Here is a 14,295-nt window from a genome sequence, read left to right on the forward strand (position 1 = left end):
TGGCCGCACCTCCTAGTCGTCGTCGACAAAACCCCACCAGAGGATTTCCCATGGCCCACGTCGCCGGATGGATCACCCACCGCTACGTCAAGTTCGTCATCATCGCGTTCTGGCTCGCCGTCGTCGCCGTGCTCGGCCCTCTCGCGGGCAAGCTGACCGACGCCCAGAGCAACGACGCCAAGTCCTGGCTGCCGCAGAGCGCCGAGTCGACCCAGGTCCTCGACGTCGCCAGCGGCTTCGTCTCGTCCAACACGATCCCCGCCGTGATCGTCTACCAGCGCGACGGCGGCCTCACCGAGGCCGACCTGGCCGCCGCGGCCGCCGACGCCAAGGAGTTCGGCTCGCTCGAGACGCTGGACGGCGAGGTCGTCGGGCCGATCCCGTCCGAGGACGGGGAGGCGGCCCAGATCATCGTCCCGCTCGACCTCGGCAGCGACGGCTGGAACCTGGCCGCGGACGCGGTGGCCGACCTGCGCGCCACCGCGGAGGACGGCGCCGACGGGATGAGCGTCTACATCACCGGCCCGGCGGGCGCGGCCGCGGACTCGTCCGCGGCGTTCGAGGGGCTGGACAGCACCCTGCTGTTCTCCGCCGCCGCCGTCGTCATCATCATCCTGCTGCTCACCTACCGCAGCCCGATCCTGTGGCTCCTGCCCGTCATCTCGGCAGGTGTCGCGCTCACGGTCTCGCAGGCCATCATCTACCTGCTCGCCGACAACGCCGGCCTGACCGTGAACGCGCAGAGCGCCGGCATCCTCACGGTTCTCGTGTTCGGCGCCGGGACCGACTACGCGCTGCTGCTGACGGCTCGATATCGAGAAGAGCTGCGCAAGCACGGCGACCGGCACGAGGCGATGGCGCTCGCCCTGCACCGCGCCAGCCCGGCCATCATCGCCAGCGGCGCCACCGTCGCCATCTCGATGCTCGTCCTGCTCTTCGCCTCGATCGCCTCCACCGCCGGCCTCGGCCCGGTCGCGGCCATCGGCATCGTCGTCGCCGTGGTCGTCATGCTCACGCTCCTGCCGGCGCTGCTCGTCACCTGCGGTCGCTGGGTGTTCTGGCCTCGTGCGCCGAAGCTCGGTGACTCGGAGCCGTCGGAGCACGGCTTCTGGTCCCGGGTCGGCACCCGCATCGAGCGCCGCCCGCGTCGCACCTGGGTCGTCACGTCGCTCTTGCTGATCATCGCGGGGTTCGGCGTCGTCGCGCTCAACGCGACGGGCCTGAGCAACGAGGGGTCGTTCACGTCCGAGCAGCCCTCGATCGCCGGTGAGAAGGTCCTCGCGGCACACTTCCCGGGCGGAGCCGGCTCCCCCGTGGTGGTCATCGCGAACACCGACCAGGCGAGCGACGTCGTCGCCGTCTTCGCGGACGTCGAGGGCATCGACCCCGGCAGCGTGCAGCCGCTGGGCGACAAGAACGGCGTCACCTACATCGAGGGCACGCTGACGTCCGCCCCCGACAGCCAGGACGCCTACGACACCGTCGACCGGGTCCGGGACGCGGTGCACGCCGTGCCCGACGCCGACGCCCTTGTCGGAGGCACCAGCGCCATCACGCTCGACGTGCAGCGCGCCTCCGTGGCCGACAACAAGCTGATCATCCCGATCATCCTGCTGGTGGTCTTCGTCGTCCTGATGATCCTGCTGCGGGCCGTCCTCGGGCCGCTCGTGCTCATCGGCACGGTCGTCCTGTCGTTCGCCGCGGCCATCGGCATCAGCGCGCTGTTCTTCAAGTACGTGTTCGGGTACGAGGGCGCGGACACAGCCTTCCCGCTCTTCGTCTTCGTCTTCCTGGTCGCGCTGGGCATCGACTACAACATCTTCCTCATGACGAGAGTCCGGGAGGAGACCATCCGGATCGGGCACCATCGGGGCTCGCTGGTCGCCCTGGCGGCGACCGGCGGTGTGATCACGTCGGCCGGCCTGGTGCTCGCGGGCACGTTCGCGGTGCTCGGCACGCTGCCGCTGGTGGCGTTCGCCGAGATCGGGTTCGCCGTGGCGCTCGGCGTCCTGCTCGACACCCTCGTCGTCCGGTCCGTGCTGGTCACGGCGCTGAACCTCGACATCGGCAAGATGATGTGGTGGCCCAGCTCGCTGGCCCGCAAGCCCGACCCTGCCCCCGCGATCCCTGCTGAGGAGGCGCCGGTCCCCGTCGCCTGAGCAAGCAGATCCGGCGCGGTCCGCACCTGGAGGGGATGCGGGCCGCGCCGGATCCAGCTGTGATGGGTCCATGCGCACACGACTGCTCGGAAACGTGAAGGTCAGCTCCATCGGACTCGGCGGCATGCCGATGTCGATCGAGGGCCGGCCGGACCGCGACCGCTCCCTGTCCACCATCCATGCCGCCCTCGACGCCGGCGTCACACTGATCGACACCGCCGACGCCTACCACCTGCACGCCGACGAGGTGGGGCACAACGAGTCGCTCATCGCCGAAGGGCTGCGCACCTGGGGTGGCGACACCTCCGACGTCCTCGTCGCGACGAAGGGCGGTCACCTGCGTCCCGGCGACGGCAGCTGGTACGTCGACGGCTCCCCGCAGCACCTGCGGCAGGCGGTCGAGGACTCCCTGAGCAGGCTCGGCGTGGACGCGATCGGCCTGTACCAGTTCCACCGCCCCGACCCGCGCATCCCCTACGCCGACTCGGTCGGCGTGCTCGCCGAGCTGCTGGACGCGGGCAAGATCCGGCTCGCGGGCATCTCCAACGCGAACCCCGACCAGATCCGGCTCGCGCAGGAGGTGCTCGGCGGCCGGCTGGTCTCCGTGCAGAACCAGTTCTCGCCGGCGTTCCGCTCGTCGGAGCCGGAGCTCGAGCTGTGCGCCGAGCTGGGCCTCGCGTTCCTGCCCTGGAGCCCGCTCGGTGGCATCGGCCGCGCCGGTGGGCTGGGGTCGCGGTTCGACGCGTTCCAGCGGGTCGCGGAGGCGCACCACGTGAGCCCGCAGCAGGTGGCCCTGGCCTGGGAGCTCTCGAAGGCGCCTGTCGTCATCCCGATCCCCGGCGCCTCGCGGCCCGAGTCCATCCAGGACTCCGTGCTCGCCGCGGACCTGCTGCTCGGACCGGAGGAGCTGGTCGAGCTCGACGCGGCCTGATCGCTCAGCCGATCGCGTCCTCGAACACGGCGCGCGCCTCGGCGGAGAAGAGCACGAACCGCACGACCTCGACGCGGGTCGCCGCCGACCGGACGGTGTCGACGGCGATCCGCGCGACGTCCGTCATCGCCCACCCGTACACGCCGGCGCTCACCGCCGGGAACGCGACGCGGGTCGCGCCGACCTCGTCGGCCACCTCCAACGACCGTCTGAAGCACGACGCCAGCAGCTCGGGGTCGCTCTGGCCGGCGTGCCGGTTCGGGCCGACGGTGTGGATCACCCAGCGGGCCGGCAGCAGGAACCCCGGCGTGGCGACGGCGTCACCGACGGGCAGCCCGTCCGGGAGCGTCGTGCGCCGCAGCTCCCGGCACGCGGCGAGCAACGACGGCCCGGCCGCCCGGTGGATCGCGCCGTCGACACCGCCGCCGCCCAGCAGGCCCGAGTTCGCGGCGTTGACGATCGCGTCGACGTCCTGCGTCGTGATGTCGCCGTGGACGGCCTCGAGGTCCATCCACCCATTCAAAGGGAAAGGCCCCTCGGACGCTTACTCCGAGGGGCCTTCACCTGGTGCCACGGTACCGGCGACGACCCGGCGGACGGGTGAACGCCACACCACTCATCCACAAATTTCGTCCACAGGCCTGTGTTAACAGCACGTTTCCGCAGGTGAACCTGTGGACGACCCTGTGGGGTCAACGGTGGATAAAGAAAGCCTCCCGAAGCCCTTGCGGGGGGTCGAGGGGCAGGACTAGAAATCTCACATCGAGATCGACAGATCGAGAACCGCAGGTGAAGGGCCCCTTCCGGGGAGCTGAAGCCGGCCGGTGACGGAACCTCTCCGGGGGCGAAGGAACCGCCGACCGACGCAGAACCGGACGAGACCGGAACCTCAGGCACCGGAGCCTCTCGGGGCATCGGAGCCCGGCGAAGACGGAACCCCCTCGGGGGCGACAGAAACCGGCGGGGACAGGCTGTCGAGCTCGGGCCGGCCGGAGAACGGGCGACCACATCGGAGGGGAGACCCGACGACTCGCGGATGACGACGCGAGGGTTGCTACGGACCGGGTGGTAGATCGTAGTCGTCCCGCCCGCGGCGGGTCGCCGGCTTGGGAGCCCCCTCGGGGGAGCGCGAGCAGGTGACGCACCGGGTGTCGGGACGTAGCCGCACCGTCAGCGCGGCGTCGGTCGCCGGTTCGCCGGAGGCCATCGGCCTACGGTCACGGAAGGGCCCCTCGGACGCTTACTCCGAGGGGCCCTTTTCCATGTCTGACGACCGCGCAGGCGTCAGCCCCGGTGACGACCCCGAGGCGTCCGCTCTGGTGACCGCCCCGAGGCGTCCGCTCTGGTGACCGCCCCGAGGCGTCCGCTCTGGTGACCGCCCGAGGCTCAGCCGGCCGCGGGGTTGAGGTCGGCGGTGGTGACGGCGCCGGCCTGGGTGCCCCAACCGGTGAGGATCCGGCCGTAGTCGCCGCTGTCGATGAGCTTCTGCATGGCCTTCTGGACCGCGCCGGCGAGGGCCTGGTCGTCCTTCGCGACGACGATGCCCTGCGGGGCGCTCGCGAACACCTCACCGAGCTGCTCCAGCCGGCCGGCCTCCTCGAGGATCGCGTGGGCGATGATCGGGGAGTCCGCGTACATGATGTCGGCCTTGCCGGCTGTCAGCGCCGCCGTCACGTCGGTCTGCTTGGCGAAGCTCAGCGGCGTGATGTCCTCCTTTCCGGCGGCCTTGCAGTCGTCCGCGAGGGTGGCGAGCTCCTCCTCCTCGATCGTGCCCGTCTGGACGCCGACCGTCAGGCCGCACAGGTCGCCGCCGGAGATCTGCTGGGGGTTCCCCTTCTCCACGGCGAAGGCCTCGCCGGCCTGGAAGTACTGGATCATGTTGACGTCGGCCAGGCGCTCGGCGTTGATGGTGAACGACGAGATGCCGAGGTCGTATGTCGACCCGGTCTCCGGGATGATCGCGCCGAAGTCGGCAGACTGGATGTCCGCCTTCAGGCCGAGGACTGCCGCGACGGCCCTCGCGATGTCGATGTCGTAGCCGGCGGCCTCGCCGAACTCGTCGATGTACTCGGCCGGGGCGTAGGACGTGTCGGTCCCGACGACGAGCGTGCCGGTGCTCGCGATCTCCTCGGGCACGAGGGCCGCGATGGCGTCGTCCTTGACCATGGCGCTCGGGCCGAAGGACTGGTTGTCGCCGGGCGGCAGCACCGAGGCGGAGCCCCCGCTGTCGGCACCGCACGCGGTGAGGAGCAGGGCGGCCGCACCGAGCGCGGCGGTCGTGAGGACGAGACGAGGACGACGCACGGGACCTCCTGCGACGCCCGGTCCGGGCGCCAAGTTGTCGCAACTGGTGGACGAGATCACCGCACGCCCCGGTCCGAGGCGGTCGTGTGACAGCGTTGGCGGATGTTACGGCCCGGTAGCCCATATCACGGAATCGGACTAATCGCCAAATGCGCCGTCGGGGGTCAGGCGTTCGACTCCAGCAGGATGGTCGTCGGACCGTCATTGACCAGTTCAACGGCCATGTCCGCCCCGAAAACGCCCGTCGCGACCTCGAGCCCGCGAGCGCGCAGAGCCGCCACAACTTCATCCACCAAAGGCTCTGCAACCGCTCTCGGAGCCGCCGCGTTCCATGTCGGGCGCCGGCCCTTGCGGGTGTCCGCGTAGAGCGTGAACTGGCTGACGACGAGCACCGGTGCACCGATGTCGACGGCGGCCTGCTCGTCGCGCAGGATGCGCAGCTCGGCGATCTTGCGGGCGATGAGCTCCACCTGCGCCGGTCCGTCGCCGGGCGTGACCCCGACGAACGCCAGCAGCCCGGGCCGGTCGATCGCGCCGACGACGATCCCGTCGACCGTCACGGACGCGCGCGTGACGCGCTGGACGACGGCCCTCATGCCAGGGCTGCCACGACCTCGCCGACGGGGACCCCGTGCCCGAGCACCGGCGTCAGCCCGACGGCCTCGACGAGCCCGGGGTCGACCCCGGCGACGACGAGCGCGGCGGCGAGCACCGCGGGCCGGGGTCGCGCGGATCCGTCGAGGATCTTGAACGCCACCGCGGACCCGTCGGGCAGCCCCGCCGCGTAGACCCCGTCGGCACCGTCCTTCGCGACGAGCCCCCGCACGGCCTCCATGAACCGCGTGGCGTCCCGTCCGGTTCCCGCGACGTGCCAGGGGTGGCCGGACATCGCGCGCGCGACCCGCGCCTCGGGCCCGTCGTCCGACGCCGCCACCCGACCGAACGACCGCGCCAGGCCGAGCAGCGTCGTCGAGAACAGGGGCGCTCCGCAGCCGTCGACGGTCTCGAGCTCGACGGGGACGCCGGTCAGGTCCGCCACCGTCGCCCGGACCGCCTCCTGGAGCGGGTGGGCCGGGTCGAGGTAGTCGCCCAGCGACCAGCCGTTCTCCGCGCAGGTCGCGAGCATCCCGGCGTGCTTGCCGGAGCAGTTCTGGGTGATCGGTTCCGTGCCGTGCCCGTCGGAGCGCCACTGGAAGGCCGCGTCCGGGTCCAGCGGCCAGTCGGGGGTGTTGCGCAGGTCGTCGGAACCCACGCCTGCCAGCGACAGCAGGGTGCGGACGACGGCCAGGTGGCCGCCCTCGCCGTTGTGGCTGGCGCAGACGAGGGCCAGCAGCGCCCGGTCGACGTCGAGCCCGGCGCGCAGCATCGCGACGGCCTGCAGCGGCTTGAGCGACGACCGCGCCCAGATCGTGACGGACGGGTCGCCGAGCGCCAGCCGCACCGAACCGTCGGGCGCCAGCACCACCAGGTGACCGAGGTGCACGGACTCGACGAGGTCACCCCGCAGCACCCGCGCGAGCGGGACGGCCGCCGAGGCGACGTCGGACACGGTCACCAGCCGCCGGACGGGCGGCTCGGGCCGCCGCCCCGACGCCGGGAGTACGGGGCGATCGCGGGCTTCACGTCCACCAGGTACACGATCGCTGCGACCGCGGACAGCAGCGCCAGGAAGTCCGGGAACGGGAGGTTCAACGGGTACGGCAGCGAGATGAACGCGATCATCGTCGCCGCGCCCAGGATCAGGCCCCACTTGGTCTTCGTGAGCTTGCCGGCCTGCGTGAACGCGCTCGCGGGCCGCCTCGACAGGTCGATCAGCGCCCACGCCGAGATCGCGAGGATGGCGAAGTAGAAGACGAAGAACAGCAGCAGCTGCATGGAGGCGATCACGGGGTGAGCCTACGAGACGACGTCACGGGACCACCCGCAGGCCCTCGGCGCGCGCCGCGGCGGCGAGGTGCTCGTCCCAGACGGCCACGACCAGGTCCGGCGACCGCAGCTCCAGCGCGGACGCGAGGTGCAGGGCGTCGGCGGCTCGCAGGGGGTGCTGGTCGACGAGCTGCGCGGCCCTCGTCGTGACGCTCACGCCCAGCTCGATCACGTGGAGCCCCGGCCAGAGCCGCTCCCACTCGGCGCCGGCCTCCCGACCTTCCAAGCGACCGGACCGGTGACCGCTGGCGAGCACCGCCCGCACCTCGGCGTCCGCCAGCCGCGAGGTCACGACGAGGTCGGCGCCGTCCCACAGCGCGGCCGCGAGCGCGGACCCGGGCTCGTCGACGACGAGCTTCACGAGCGCGCTCGTGTCGAGGTAGACGATCGCCATCGGAGCCCCGTCAGCGCCGCAGCCGGCGGACCAGGTCGGAGACCCCGCCCTTGGCCCCGGCCCTCGCCGCGGGGCGCGGTGCGGCGGCGGGCTTGAGCAGACCCTCGCGCTCGAGGCGCGTCAGCAGGTCCGCCGACTCGATGCCGCTCAGCCGGGCGACGGGGATCCCACGTTCGGTGATCACCACGTCCTCGCCGGTGCGCGCGGCCTCGATCCATTGCTTGAGCTCTGCGCGCAGCGCGCTGACCGAGACGTCCACACGGCGACCGTACCGAACACCGAGGCCAGAGGGGGTGCGAGCGGGCGATCAGATCTCGGGGAGTGCGTCCCGGGCGGCCTGTCGCCCGGTGCCCGCGGCCTCCAGCAGGTCGACGACCAGCGACCGCTGAAGCAGGACGAGGCTCTGGACCTGCCAGTCGTCGAGCGTGAACGGGTCGAGCGACTGCGCGATCGTGAGCAGCTCGGACCGCGCGCGGGCCGGGTCGCGTCCGGAGCCGAGCGCCGCGGACAGCTCGGCGGCGGCCCGGGCGGTCGCCTCCACCTGCGCCGCGATGGGCGAGAGGTCGTGGGTGCCGGCCTCGACCGCGGCCAGGCACCGTCGGACCAGCACGCGCGTGTTGCGCATCGCCCGGTCGACGAGCACCGCCCGGCCCTCGAGCGCCGCGAGCTCGTCGCGGAACCTGCGGATGGTCGGGGAGATGCGCGCCAGGTCGCCGGCGTTCTTGGCGGTCTCCGACCACTCGTCGAAGGCCGGCTGCGACGCCCGCGCCCGCACCAGCGCGTCCTCGACGTCGTCCGTCGAGCCCGTGCGCAGCCCGCGCCCGAACAGGCGCAGCACGCCGGCCAGCTCGTCGCACGCGGCGCGGGCCAGCGCGCGGGAGTGCCGCCGCGGGTCGCGCGGCGTGAGCAGGGCCACCGCGAGCGCGACGACACCCCCGATCGCGGCGTCGATCCACCGCCCGAGCGGTCCCCCGCTGGCGGTCAGCGCGGGCAGGCCCACGATCACCAGCGCCTGGACGCCCGCCTGCGTCGTGAGCAGCACGCCGCGGTCGATGAACCGCGCGATCGTCGCGGCGAGGAACAGGACGACGGCGACCTGCCAGATCCCGTTGCCGATGAGGCGAACGAGCACATCCCCGAGGGCGACACCGATCGCGACGCCGACGGCCAGCTCGGCCACCCGGCGCGCCGACCGGTCGGCGGTGAAGCCGAGCGCGACCCACGCGCAGACCGGGGCGAAGAACGGGTACGGGTGGTGCACGACGTACCGGGCCAGGCCGAACGCGATCGCCGCCGCGAGGGCTGCCTGCAGGATCGGGAACCACCCGGCGTGGACGCGCGAGACGCCCTGCCGCAGACGGGTCTCGAGGACCACCCGAGGGTTGCGCCGAGGGTCGACGGCAGCCGGGGCGCTCACAGCATCGGGTGCTGCCCCAGCCCGCGGGCCACCGGTCCACGGGGCGCCGGTCGGTCGGTCGACACGCCCTCGCCCGGCACGATCGCCTCCTGGTTGACCGCCACGGCACCGCCGTCGCTGTCGACGACGAGCTCGGCGTCGGTCGGCGTGGACCGCTTCACGACGGCCAGCGCGACCGGCCCGAGCTCGTGGTGCCGCGCGACGGTCGTCACGCTCCCCACGGCGCGCCCCGGCTCCTGCGACGTCTCCGTACGGACCACGTCGTGCACCTGCGCGCCGACCTCGGGCAGCACGTGCCCGGAGCCGTCGAGGTGCAGCATGACGATCCGCCTCGGGGGGCGCCCTAGGTTGTGCACGCGCGCGACCGTCTCCTGCCCGCGGTAGCAGCCCTTGTGCAGGTGGACCGCGGTGCGCAGCCAGTCCAGCTCGTGCGGGATGGTCCGGTGGTCGACCTCGTGGGACGCCCGCGGCCGCCACGACTCGACGCGCATCGCCTCGCTGGCCCAGGTGCCGACCAGCGGCCAGCCGGCCGACTCGCGGGCGCGCACCTCGTCGACCAGGTCCGCGCGCGGGACGAGCACGAGCCGCCAGTCGCGGTCCGCGCCTGGGTGCTCGTCGTCGGCCGGGCCGTAGCGCGTGCCCCCCTCGGCGGTCGTCGGCCACGGGTCGCGCCACGTGACCGGCTCCTCGGACGTGCCCTCCGCGTCGACGGGCTCACCGATCGCCGCCCAGTCGTCGGTCACGTCCGCGATCTCGACGCGCAGCATGAACTTCATGCGGTTCAGCCACGCCGCGAGCGCGATCGGCGTCTCGGTGAGCAGCCAGGTGGTCTCGCCGTCGTCCACGACCCCGGCCGCGTGCTCGATGTGCCCCTGCGGGCTGAGCACGAGCAGCTCGGTGCTGGTGCGCGGCGGGAGGTTGGTCAGCTCCTGGGACGTGATCGAGTTGAGCCAGCTCAGCCGGTCCGGACCCGTCACCGTGACGACGCCGAGGTACGACTGGTCGACCACCGCGCCGCCGCGGCTCAGGGCGCGCTGCTCGGCGGTCGGATCGCCGTAGTGCCAGGCGACGCCGTCGTCGGGACCCGAGGCACGCACCGCACCCCGGCGGTTCAGCAGCGGGCTCGCGTGCCGCGGGGGCTCGCCGTGCCGCTCGACAACTTCCTCGACCGGTGCCGTCATGACGCGTCCTCAGGGTCGGTGCTCTCCACGCGGGACAACCGCCCCGACGCGTACGACTGCATCGGGTGGCCGAAGGCCGCGATGTCGTGCGCCCACATGAGCTCGCCGTTGACGAGCCCGTAGAGCCGCTTCTCCGCACTCACGTCGGCGCCGCTGGCCGCGCGGACGATCGCGTCGCTGACCAGGTCGATCCGGCCCTTGCCCACCGCGCCGATGTACAGGCCCACCCGGCCCGACGGGTCCGCGACGAGCACCTCGACCGGGTGCTGCTCGGCGGTGAGCCCGTGGTCCGTCGGCCGCTGCGGCGGGACGCGCCAGTACCCGGACTCGGTCTGCCAGACGGGGGCCGGCGGGACGTCGCCCTCGAGCGCGGAGGTGTCCGCGGGGGCCTCGACCAGCCGGATCGTCGACGAGTACGACAGGTACGGGCCGCCGTCGTGGTCGAAGACGATGTCCTGGGTGAACGCGGCCTCGTCGATACCGGGGTAGTCCACGACGCCCTCGCCGCGCCACGTGCCGACCAGCCAGGCCAGCGGGTAGACCTCGGGGGCCATGCCCTCAGGGTCGGGCAGGACGAACGCCATCTTCAGAGCCTCCTGGTCACGGTCGGACGCAGGACTGCGTCAGCTCTGACCCTTGTAGAGCCGGTAGACGACGAGCAGCGAGATCGACGCGATCGCCAGCGTCGCCAGGACCAGCAGGCCGATGAAGAGTCCCTCGAGCGCAGTCATGCACCGATCCTAACGAGCACGGGCCCCTAACCTGTTCCGGTGAGCACCCCCGCGCGCCCTCTGGTGATCAAGACCACGTCCGGCACCGACCGTCCCGAGGCCACCAACCAGGCCTTCACGGTCGCCGCTGCAGCCGTCGCCTCCGGCGCGACCGTCAGCCTCTGGCTCACCGGCGAGTCCGCCTGGCTGGCCCTTCCCGGGCGCGCCGACGACCTCGTCCTGGAGCACGCGACCCCGCTGGCCGAGCTGCTCGCCGTGGTGCTCGAGGAGGGCACGGTCACGGTCTGCACCCAGTGCGCCGCCCGCCGCTCGATCGGCCCCGCCGACGTCCTGCCGGGCATCCGCATCGCGGGCGCGGCGGTGTTCGTCGAGGAGGTCCTGGCGGACAACGCCCAGGCGCTCGTTTACTGACACGCGTGTCGACCTAGCCGCTCCTGGGACAGGAGTGACCGTGTGTGGCGCCACGGCCACCACACCCGTCGTCATGCGTCCCAGGTGCGGCTACCTCGGCACACGCGAGGGGCCGCTCAGCCCTCAGGCGGTGGCGCGGCCCGCGCGGAGGCGGATGCCCAGCAGGTAGAGCTCGCAGCCGAGGCACAGGCCGAAGACCGCGTTGAGGAACGCGGCGATCAGGGCGAGCGCGGCGGCGACCGGGACGGCGGCGCCCACGCCGACGAGCCCGAGCAGCAGACCGGCGCCGGTGATGACCAGGCCGACGAGCTGGGCGAACGTCGGCGGGCGCGGGTCCTCGAGCTCGGTGGGCGGTGCGAGGCGCGGGCGCACGAACCGGCGGAACAGCCAGCCCTGCCACGTGTGGCCGACGCCGCGGAAGGCGCCGATCGCGAAGCTGACGACGATCACGGCGAGCAGCGCGGTCGCCGCGGCCGGCCAGGCACCGAGCAGCAGGACACCGGCGAGCAGGACGAGGTTGATCCACGCACCGAAGCGCGGCCCGCGGGGATCGATCCCGGCGGGTGCCGGACGCGTGGTGGACGAGGTGGGGGCAGACGTGGGGGCGGGCTCGGACATCGGGGACTCCAAGGGTGCGGACGCGGGACGGGGCCGGGGCCGGGGCCATCGCCGCCCGGCCGGCGGCCCTCACGGGCGCGAGCTCAGGGAGCGGTGACCCCGCCCGGACACGCCTCGAGCGCGGTGAGCGCGTGCCGGCGGTCCGTCGCACCGGACAGACGACCGACCACGACGCCGCGGGCGTCGAGCAGGAGGGTCGTCGGGGTGCGCATGATGGAGAAGCGTCGCACGAGGTCGAGGTGTTCCACCACGTCCATCTCGACGTGCGAGAGGCCGGGCTGCTCGGACACCAGGTGCTCGAGCGCGGCTGCCGTCCGGCGGCAGGGCGTGCAGACCTCGCTGGAGAACTGGACGAAGGTGGCGCGGGCACCCAGCGGGGTTCCGAGCTCGGCGGCGGTGAGCCGGGTGTCGTCGGCGACGTCCGACGCCGGGGCCCCGGCCAGCAGCGCCGGGTCCACGGCGGTGTACCGGCCGTTGCGCGACCTCCACCAGAACCCGATCACAGTGGCGACCGCGAGGAGAACGACGAGGAGCAGCACGTTGCGCACGTCAGCCCACCAGCACCCGGCCGACGACGTACACGAGCGTCCCGGTCACCGTCACCGGGAGGGTGACGGCCGCGAGCGACGGCCAGCGCCGTTCGAGTGACGGGAGCTCGTCGAACAGCGCGTGGAGTGTGGCGACGAGCACACCGACCGCGAGGCCGAGCACGAGGCCGGGCGCCACGTCGATGTCCGGCAGGACCGCCCCGCCGAGCGCGCCGGCGCCGGCCGCGGCGACGCTGGTGACGACCGCGCCGAGCCACCGTGCGAGGTGCAGCGCCACGACGGCCGACCCGACGGCGAGCGCGAGGGCGCCGACGACGACGAGGGGCTCACCGCCCGGCGTGCGTCCGGTGGCCACCCAGCCGGCCGAGGCGACCGCGACGAGCGTCCCGGCGACGGTGCCCGACACGGACTCGACGAGCCGCTCGCGCCCGTCGCGCCGCAGGAGCTCGTTCAGGAAGGCGAGGAGGATCGCCCCGGCGAACGCCACGGGGAGAAACCGCAGGTAGGGCTGCTCGGGCGTGAGGTGGACGACGGCGACGGCGCCGACCCCGCCGACCGCGACGACGACCGACGAGCCGACCCGGAACGGCAGGCCGACCAGCGCGGGCCACCCGAGCGCGAACACGAGGGCGAGGAGCGCGGCGGCGAGCGTCAGCGGGAGGCCGCCGAGGTACCCGGCGACCGCGACGGCGGCGGAGAGCGCGGCTGTGACGACCGCGCGGGTGGCGAGCTGCATGCGCCTACCGACCTGCGTCCGGGGTCACCACGGACAGGCAGGACGGAGCAGCAGGCAGGAGCACGCCGCCGATTGTCGCATCTCGCGCCGATTTCCCCGGAGTTACCACCGACGCACCACCCGTGCGTGCGGTCAGCCCTCGACAAACGGACGCAACGTGCCCGGAACACGCGATACCGTGTGCCCCACTCGCACGCAGGGAGGTAGGACGTGGCGGATCTGCTGCTGCTCACTCCAGCGTCCGGAGGCTCCGCCCAGGTGCTTCCGGCTCTCGGACTTCTGTCCCACCGCGTCCGCGTCCTGCCGGTCGAACCGTCAGCGCTCGTGGATGCACCGGACGCCGACATCGTCGTGCTCGACGCGCGTCGTGACCTCGTCACCGCGCGGACCACGTGCCGGCTGCTGCGCGCCACCGGTCTGACGGTGCCGCTCGTCCTGGTCCTGACGGAGGGCGGCCTGACGGTCGTCACCGCGGAGTGGGGCGCCGACGACATCATCCTGGAGAGCGCCAACCCCGCCGAGGTCGAGACGCGCTTCCGCCTCGTCATGGAGCGTGCAGCGACCGCGGGGTACGACGACGCACCGCAGGAGATCTCGTCCGGCGAGCTCACGATCGACGCCGGCGGGTACACCGCCCGGCTGCGCGGCCGTCCGCTCGACCTCACGTACAAGGAGTTCGAGCTCCTGAAGTACCTGGTGCAGCACCCAGGTCGCGTGTTCACGCGGGCCCAGCTGCTGCAGGAGGTCTGGGGCTACGACTACTACGGAGGCACCCGGACCGTCGACGTCCACGTCCGACGACTGCGCGCCAAGCTCGGCCCCGAGCACGAGCAGCTGATCGGGACGGTGCGTAACGTGGGCTACCGGTTCGACCCGCCGAAGGACCGTCGCGGCGCGGTCGACGGACGCACGGAGATCCCCGAGCCCGCCGACGCCTGA

The 14,295-nt window shown here is 72.8% G+C and carries 17 protein-coding genes; 4 read left to right on the forward strand and 13 right to left on the reverse strand.

The window, feature by feature from the left end; all coding sequences use genetic code 11:
- Positions 1 to 50 precede the first annotated feature (50 nt).
- The gene (locus AC1DUE_RS05840) at positions 51 to 2,159 is read left to right on the forward strand and encodes an MMPL family transporter (RefSeq protein ID WP_477038457.1); all 2,109 of its coding nucleotides are present in this window, start codon (positions 51 to 53) and stop codon (positions 2,157 to 2,159) included.
- Between the two features lie 70 nt (positions 2,160 to 2,229).
- Positions 2,230 to 3,090, forward strand: a complete 861-nt coding sequence (locus AC1DUE_RS05845; protein ID WP_477038458.1) for an aldo/keto reductase — start codon at positions 2,230 to 2,232, stop codon at positions 3,088 to 3,090.
- A gap of 4 nt (positions 3,091 to 3,094) precedes the next feature.
- Here AC1DUE_RS05845 and AC1DUE_RS05850 read toward each other — a convergent pair whose 3' ends face one another.
- The 10 genes from AC1DUE_RS05850 to AC1DUE_RS05895 all read right to left on the reverse strand — a co-directional run bounded on the left by AC1DUE_RS05850 (position 3,095) and on the right by AC1DUE_RS05895 (position 10,896).
- The gene (locus AC1DUE_RS05850) at positions 3,095 to 3,601 is read right to left on the reverse strand and encodes an O-acetyl-ADP-ribose deacetylase (protein WP_477038459.1); all 507 of its coding nucleotides are present in this window, start codon (positions 3,599 to 3,601) and stop codon (positions 3,095 to 3,097) included.
- An 875-nt stretch (positions 3,602 to 4,476) separates the two neighbouring features.
- Complete coding sequence (locus AC1DUE_RS05855; protein ID WP_477038460.1) at positions 4,477 to 5,394, reverse strand: ABC transporter substrate-binding protein; 918 nt, start codon at positions 5,392 to 5,394, stop codon at positions 4,477 to 4,479.
- A 164-nt stretch (positions 5,395 to 5,558) separates the two neighbouring features.
- Positions 5,559 to 5,990, reverse strand: coding sequence for a D-aminoacyl-tRNA deacylase (gene dtd, locus AC1DUE_RS05860; RefSeq protein ID WP_477038461.1), 432 nt, complete (start codon positions 5,988 to 5,990; stop codon positions 5,559 to 5,561).
- Entirely contained in the window at positions 5,987 to 6,943 is a 957-nt protein-coding gene (locus AC1DUE_RS05865) for an asparaginase (RefSeq protein ID WP_477038462.1), read from the reverse strand. The genes dtd and AC1DUE_RS05865 overlap by 4 nt, the downstream gene beginning before the upstream one ends.
- A 2-nt stretch (positions 6,944 to 6,945) precedes the next feature.
- Positions 6,946 to 7,281 (reverse strand): DUF2516 family protein, encoded by a 336-nt coding sequence (locus tag AC1DUE_RS05870; RefSeq protein ID WP_477038463.1) that lies wholly within the window; start codon positions 7,279 to 7,281, stop codon positions 6,946 to 6,948.
- A 22-nt stretch (positions 7,282 to 7,303) separates the two neighbouring features.
- Positions 7,304 to 7,714: a type II toxin-antitoxin system VapC family toxin gene (locus tag AC1DUE_RS05875; RefSeq protein ID WP_477038464.1), complete on the reverse strand. Its 411-nt coding sequence runs from the start codon at positions 7,712 to 7,714 to the stop codon at positions 7,304 to 7,306.
- A gap of 10 nt (positions 7,715 to 7,724) precedes the next feature.
- Positions 7,725 to 7,973: a type II toxin-antitoxin system Phd/YefM family antitoxin gene (locus AC1DUE_RS05880; protein ID WP_477038465.1), complete on the reverse strand. Its 249-nt coding sequence runs from the start codon at positions 7,971 to 7,973 to the stop codon at positions 7,725 to 7,727.
- Positions 7,974 to 8,021: 48 nt separating this feature from the next.
- A complete protein-coding gene (locus tag AC1DUE_RS05885; protein WP_477038466.1) occupies positions 8,022 to 9,131 on the reverse strand; it encodes an FUSC family protein in 1,110 nt (369 codons plus the stop codon).
- Positions 9,128 to 10,312, reverse strand: a complete 1,185-nt coding sequence (gene ygfZ / locus AC1DUE_RS05890; RefSeq protein WP_477038467.1) for a CAF17-like 4Fe-4S cluster assembly/insertion protein YgfZ — start codon at positions 10,310 to 10,312, stop codon at positions 9,128 to 9,130. The genes AC1DUE_RS05885 and ygfZ overlap by 4 nt, the downstream gene beginning before the upstream one ends.
- On the reverse strand, positions 10,309 to 10,896 hold the full coding sequence (locus tag AC1DUE_RS05895; RefSeq protein WP_477038468.1) for a heme-binding beta-barrel domain-containing protein: 588 nt from the start codon (positions 10,894 to 10,896) through the stop codon (positions 10,309 to 10,311). The genes ygfZ and AC1DUE_RS05895 overlap by 4 nt, the downstream gene beginning before the upstream one ends.
- 186 nt (positions 10,897 to 11,082) lie before the next feature.
- Between AC1DUE_RS05895 and AC1DUE_RS05900 the strand changes: the two genes are divergently transcribed.
- A complete protein-coding gene (locus tag AC1DUE_RS05900; RefSeq protein ID WP_477038469.1) occupies positions 11,083 to 11,454 on the forward strand; it encodes a DsrE family protein in 372 nt (123 codons plus the stop codon).
- Between the two features lie 123 nt (positions 11,455 to 11,577).
- On the opposite strand, the gene AC1DUE_RS05905 is transcribed toward AC1DUE_RS05900, so the two are convergent.
- From AC1DUE_RS05905 to AC1DUE_RS05915, 3 genes are all read right to left on the reverse strand, one after another.
- Entirely contained in the window at positions 11,578 to 12,072 is a 495-nt protein-coding gene (locus AC1DUE_RS05905) for a DUF4395 domain-containing protein (protein ID WP_477038470.1), read from the reverse strand.
- A gap of 83 nt (positions 12,073 to 12,155) precedes the next feature.
- Complete coding sequence (locus AC1DUE_RS05910; RefSeq protein ID WP_477038471.1) at positions 12,156 to 12,620, reverse strand: thioredoxin family protein; 465 nt, start codon at positions 12,618 to 12,620, stop codon at positions 12,156 to 12,158.
- Between the two features lies 1 nt (position 12,621).
- Positions 12,622 to 13,356 carry a hypothetical protein gene (locus AC1DUE_RS05915; protein ID WP_477038472.1) on the reverse strand — a complete coding sequence of 245 codons (735 nt, stop codon included), beginning with the start codon at positions 13,354 to 13,356 and terminating at the stop codon, positions 12,622 to 12,624.
- Positions 13,357 to 13,566: 210 nt separating this feature from the next.
- Between AC1DUE_RS05915 and AC1DUE_RS05920 the strand changes: the two genes are divergently transcribed.
- Entirely contained in the window at positions 13,567 to 14,295 is a 729-nt protein-coding gene (locus AC1DUE_RS05920) for a winged helix-turn-helix transcriptional regulator (protein WP_477038473.1), read from the forward strand.

This window comes from Cellulomonas sp. P4_A2, from assembly GCF_056402515.1.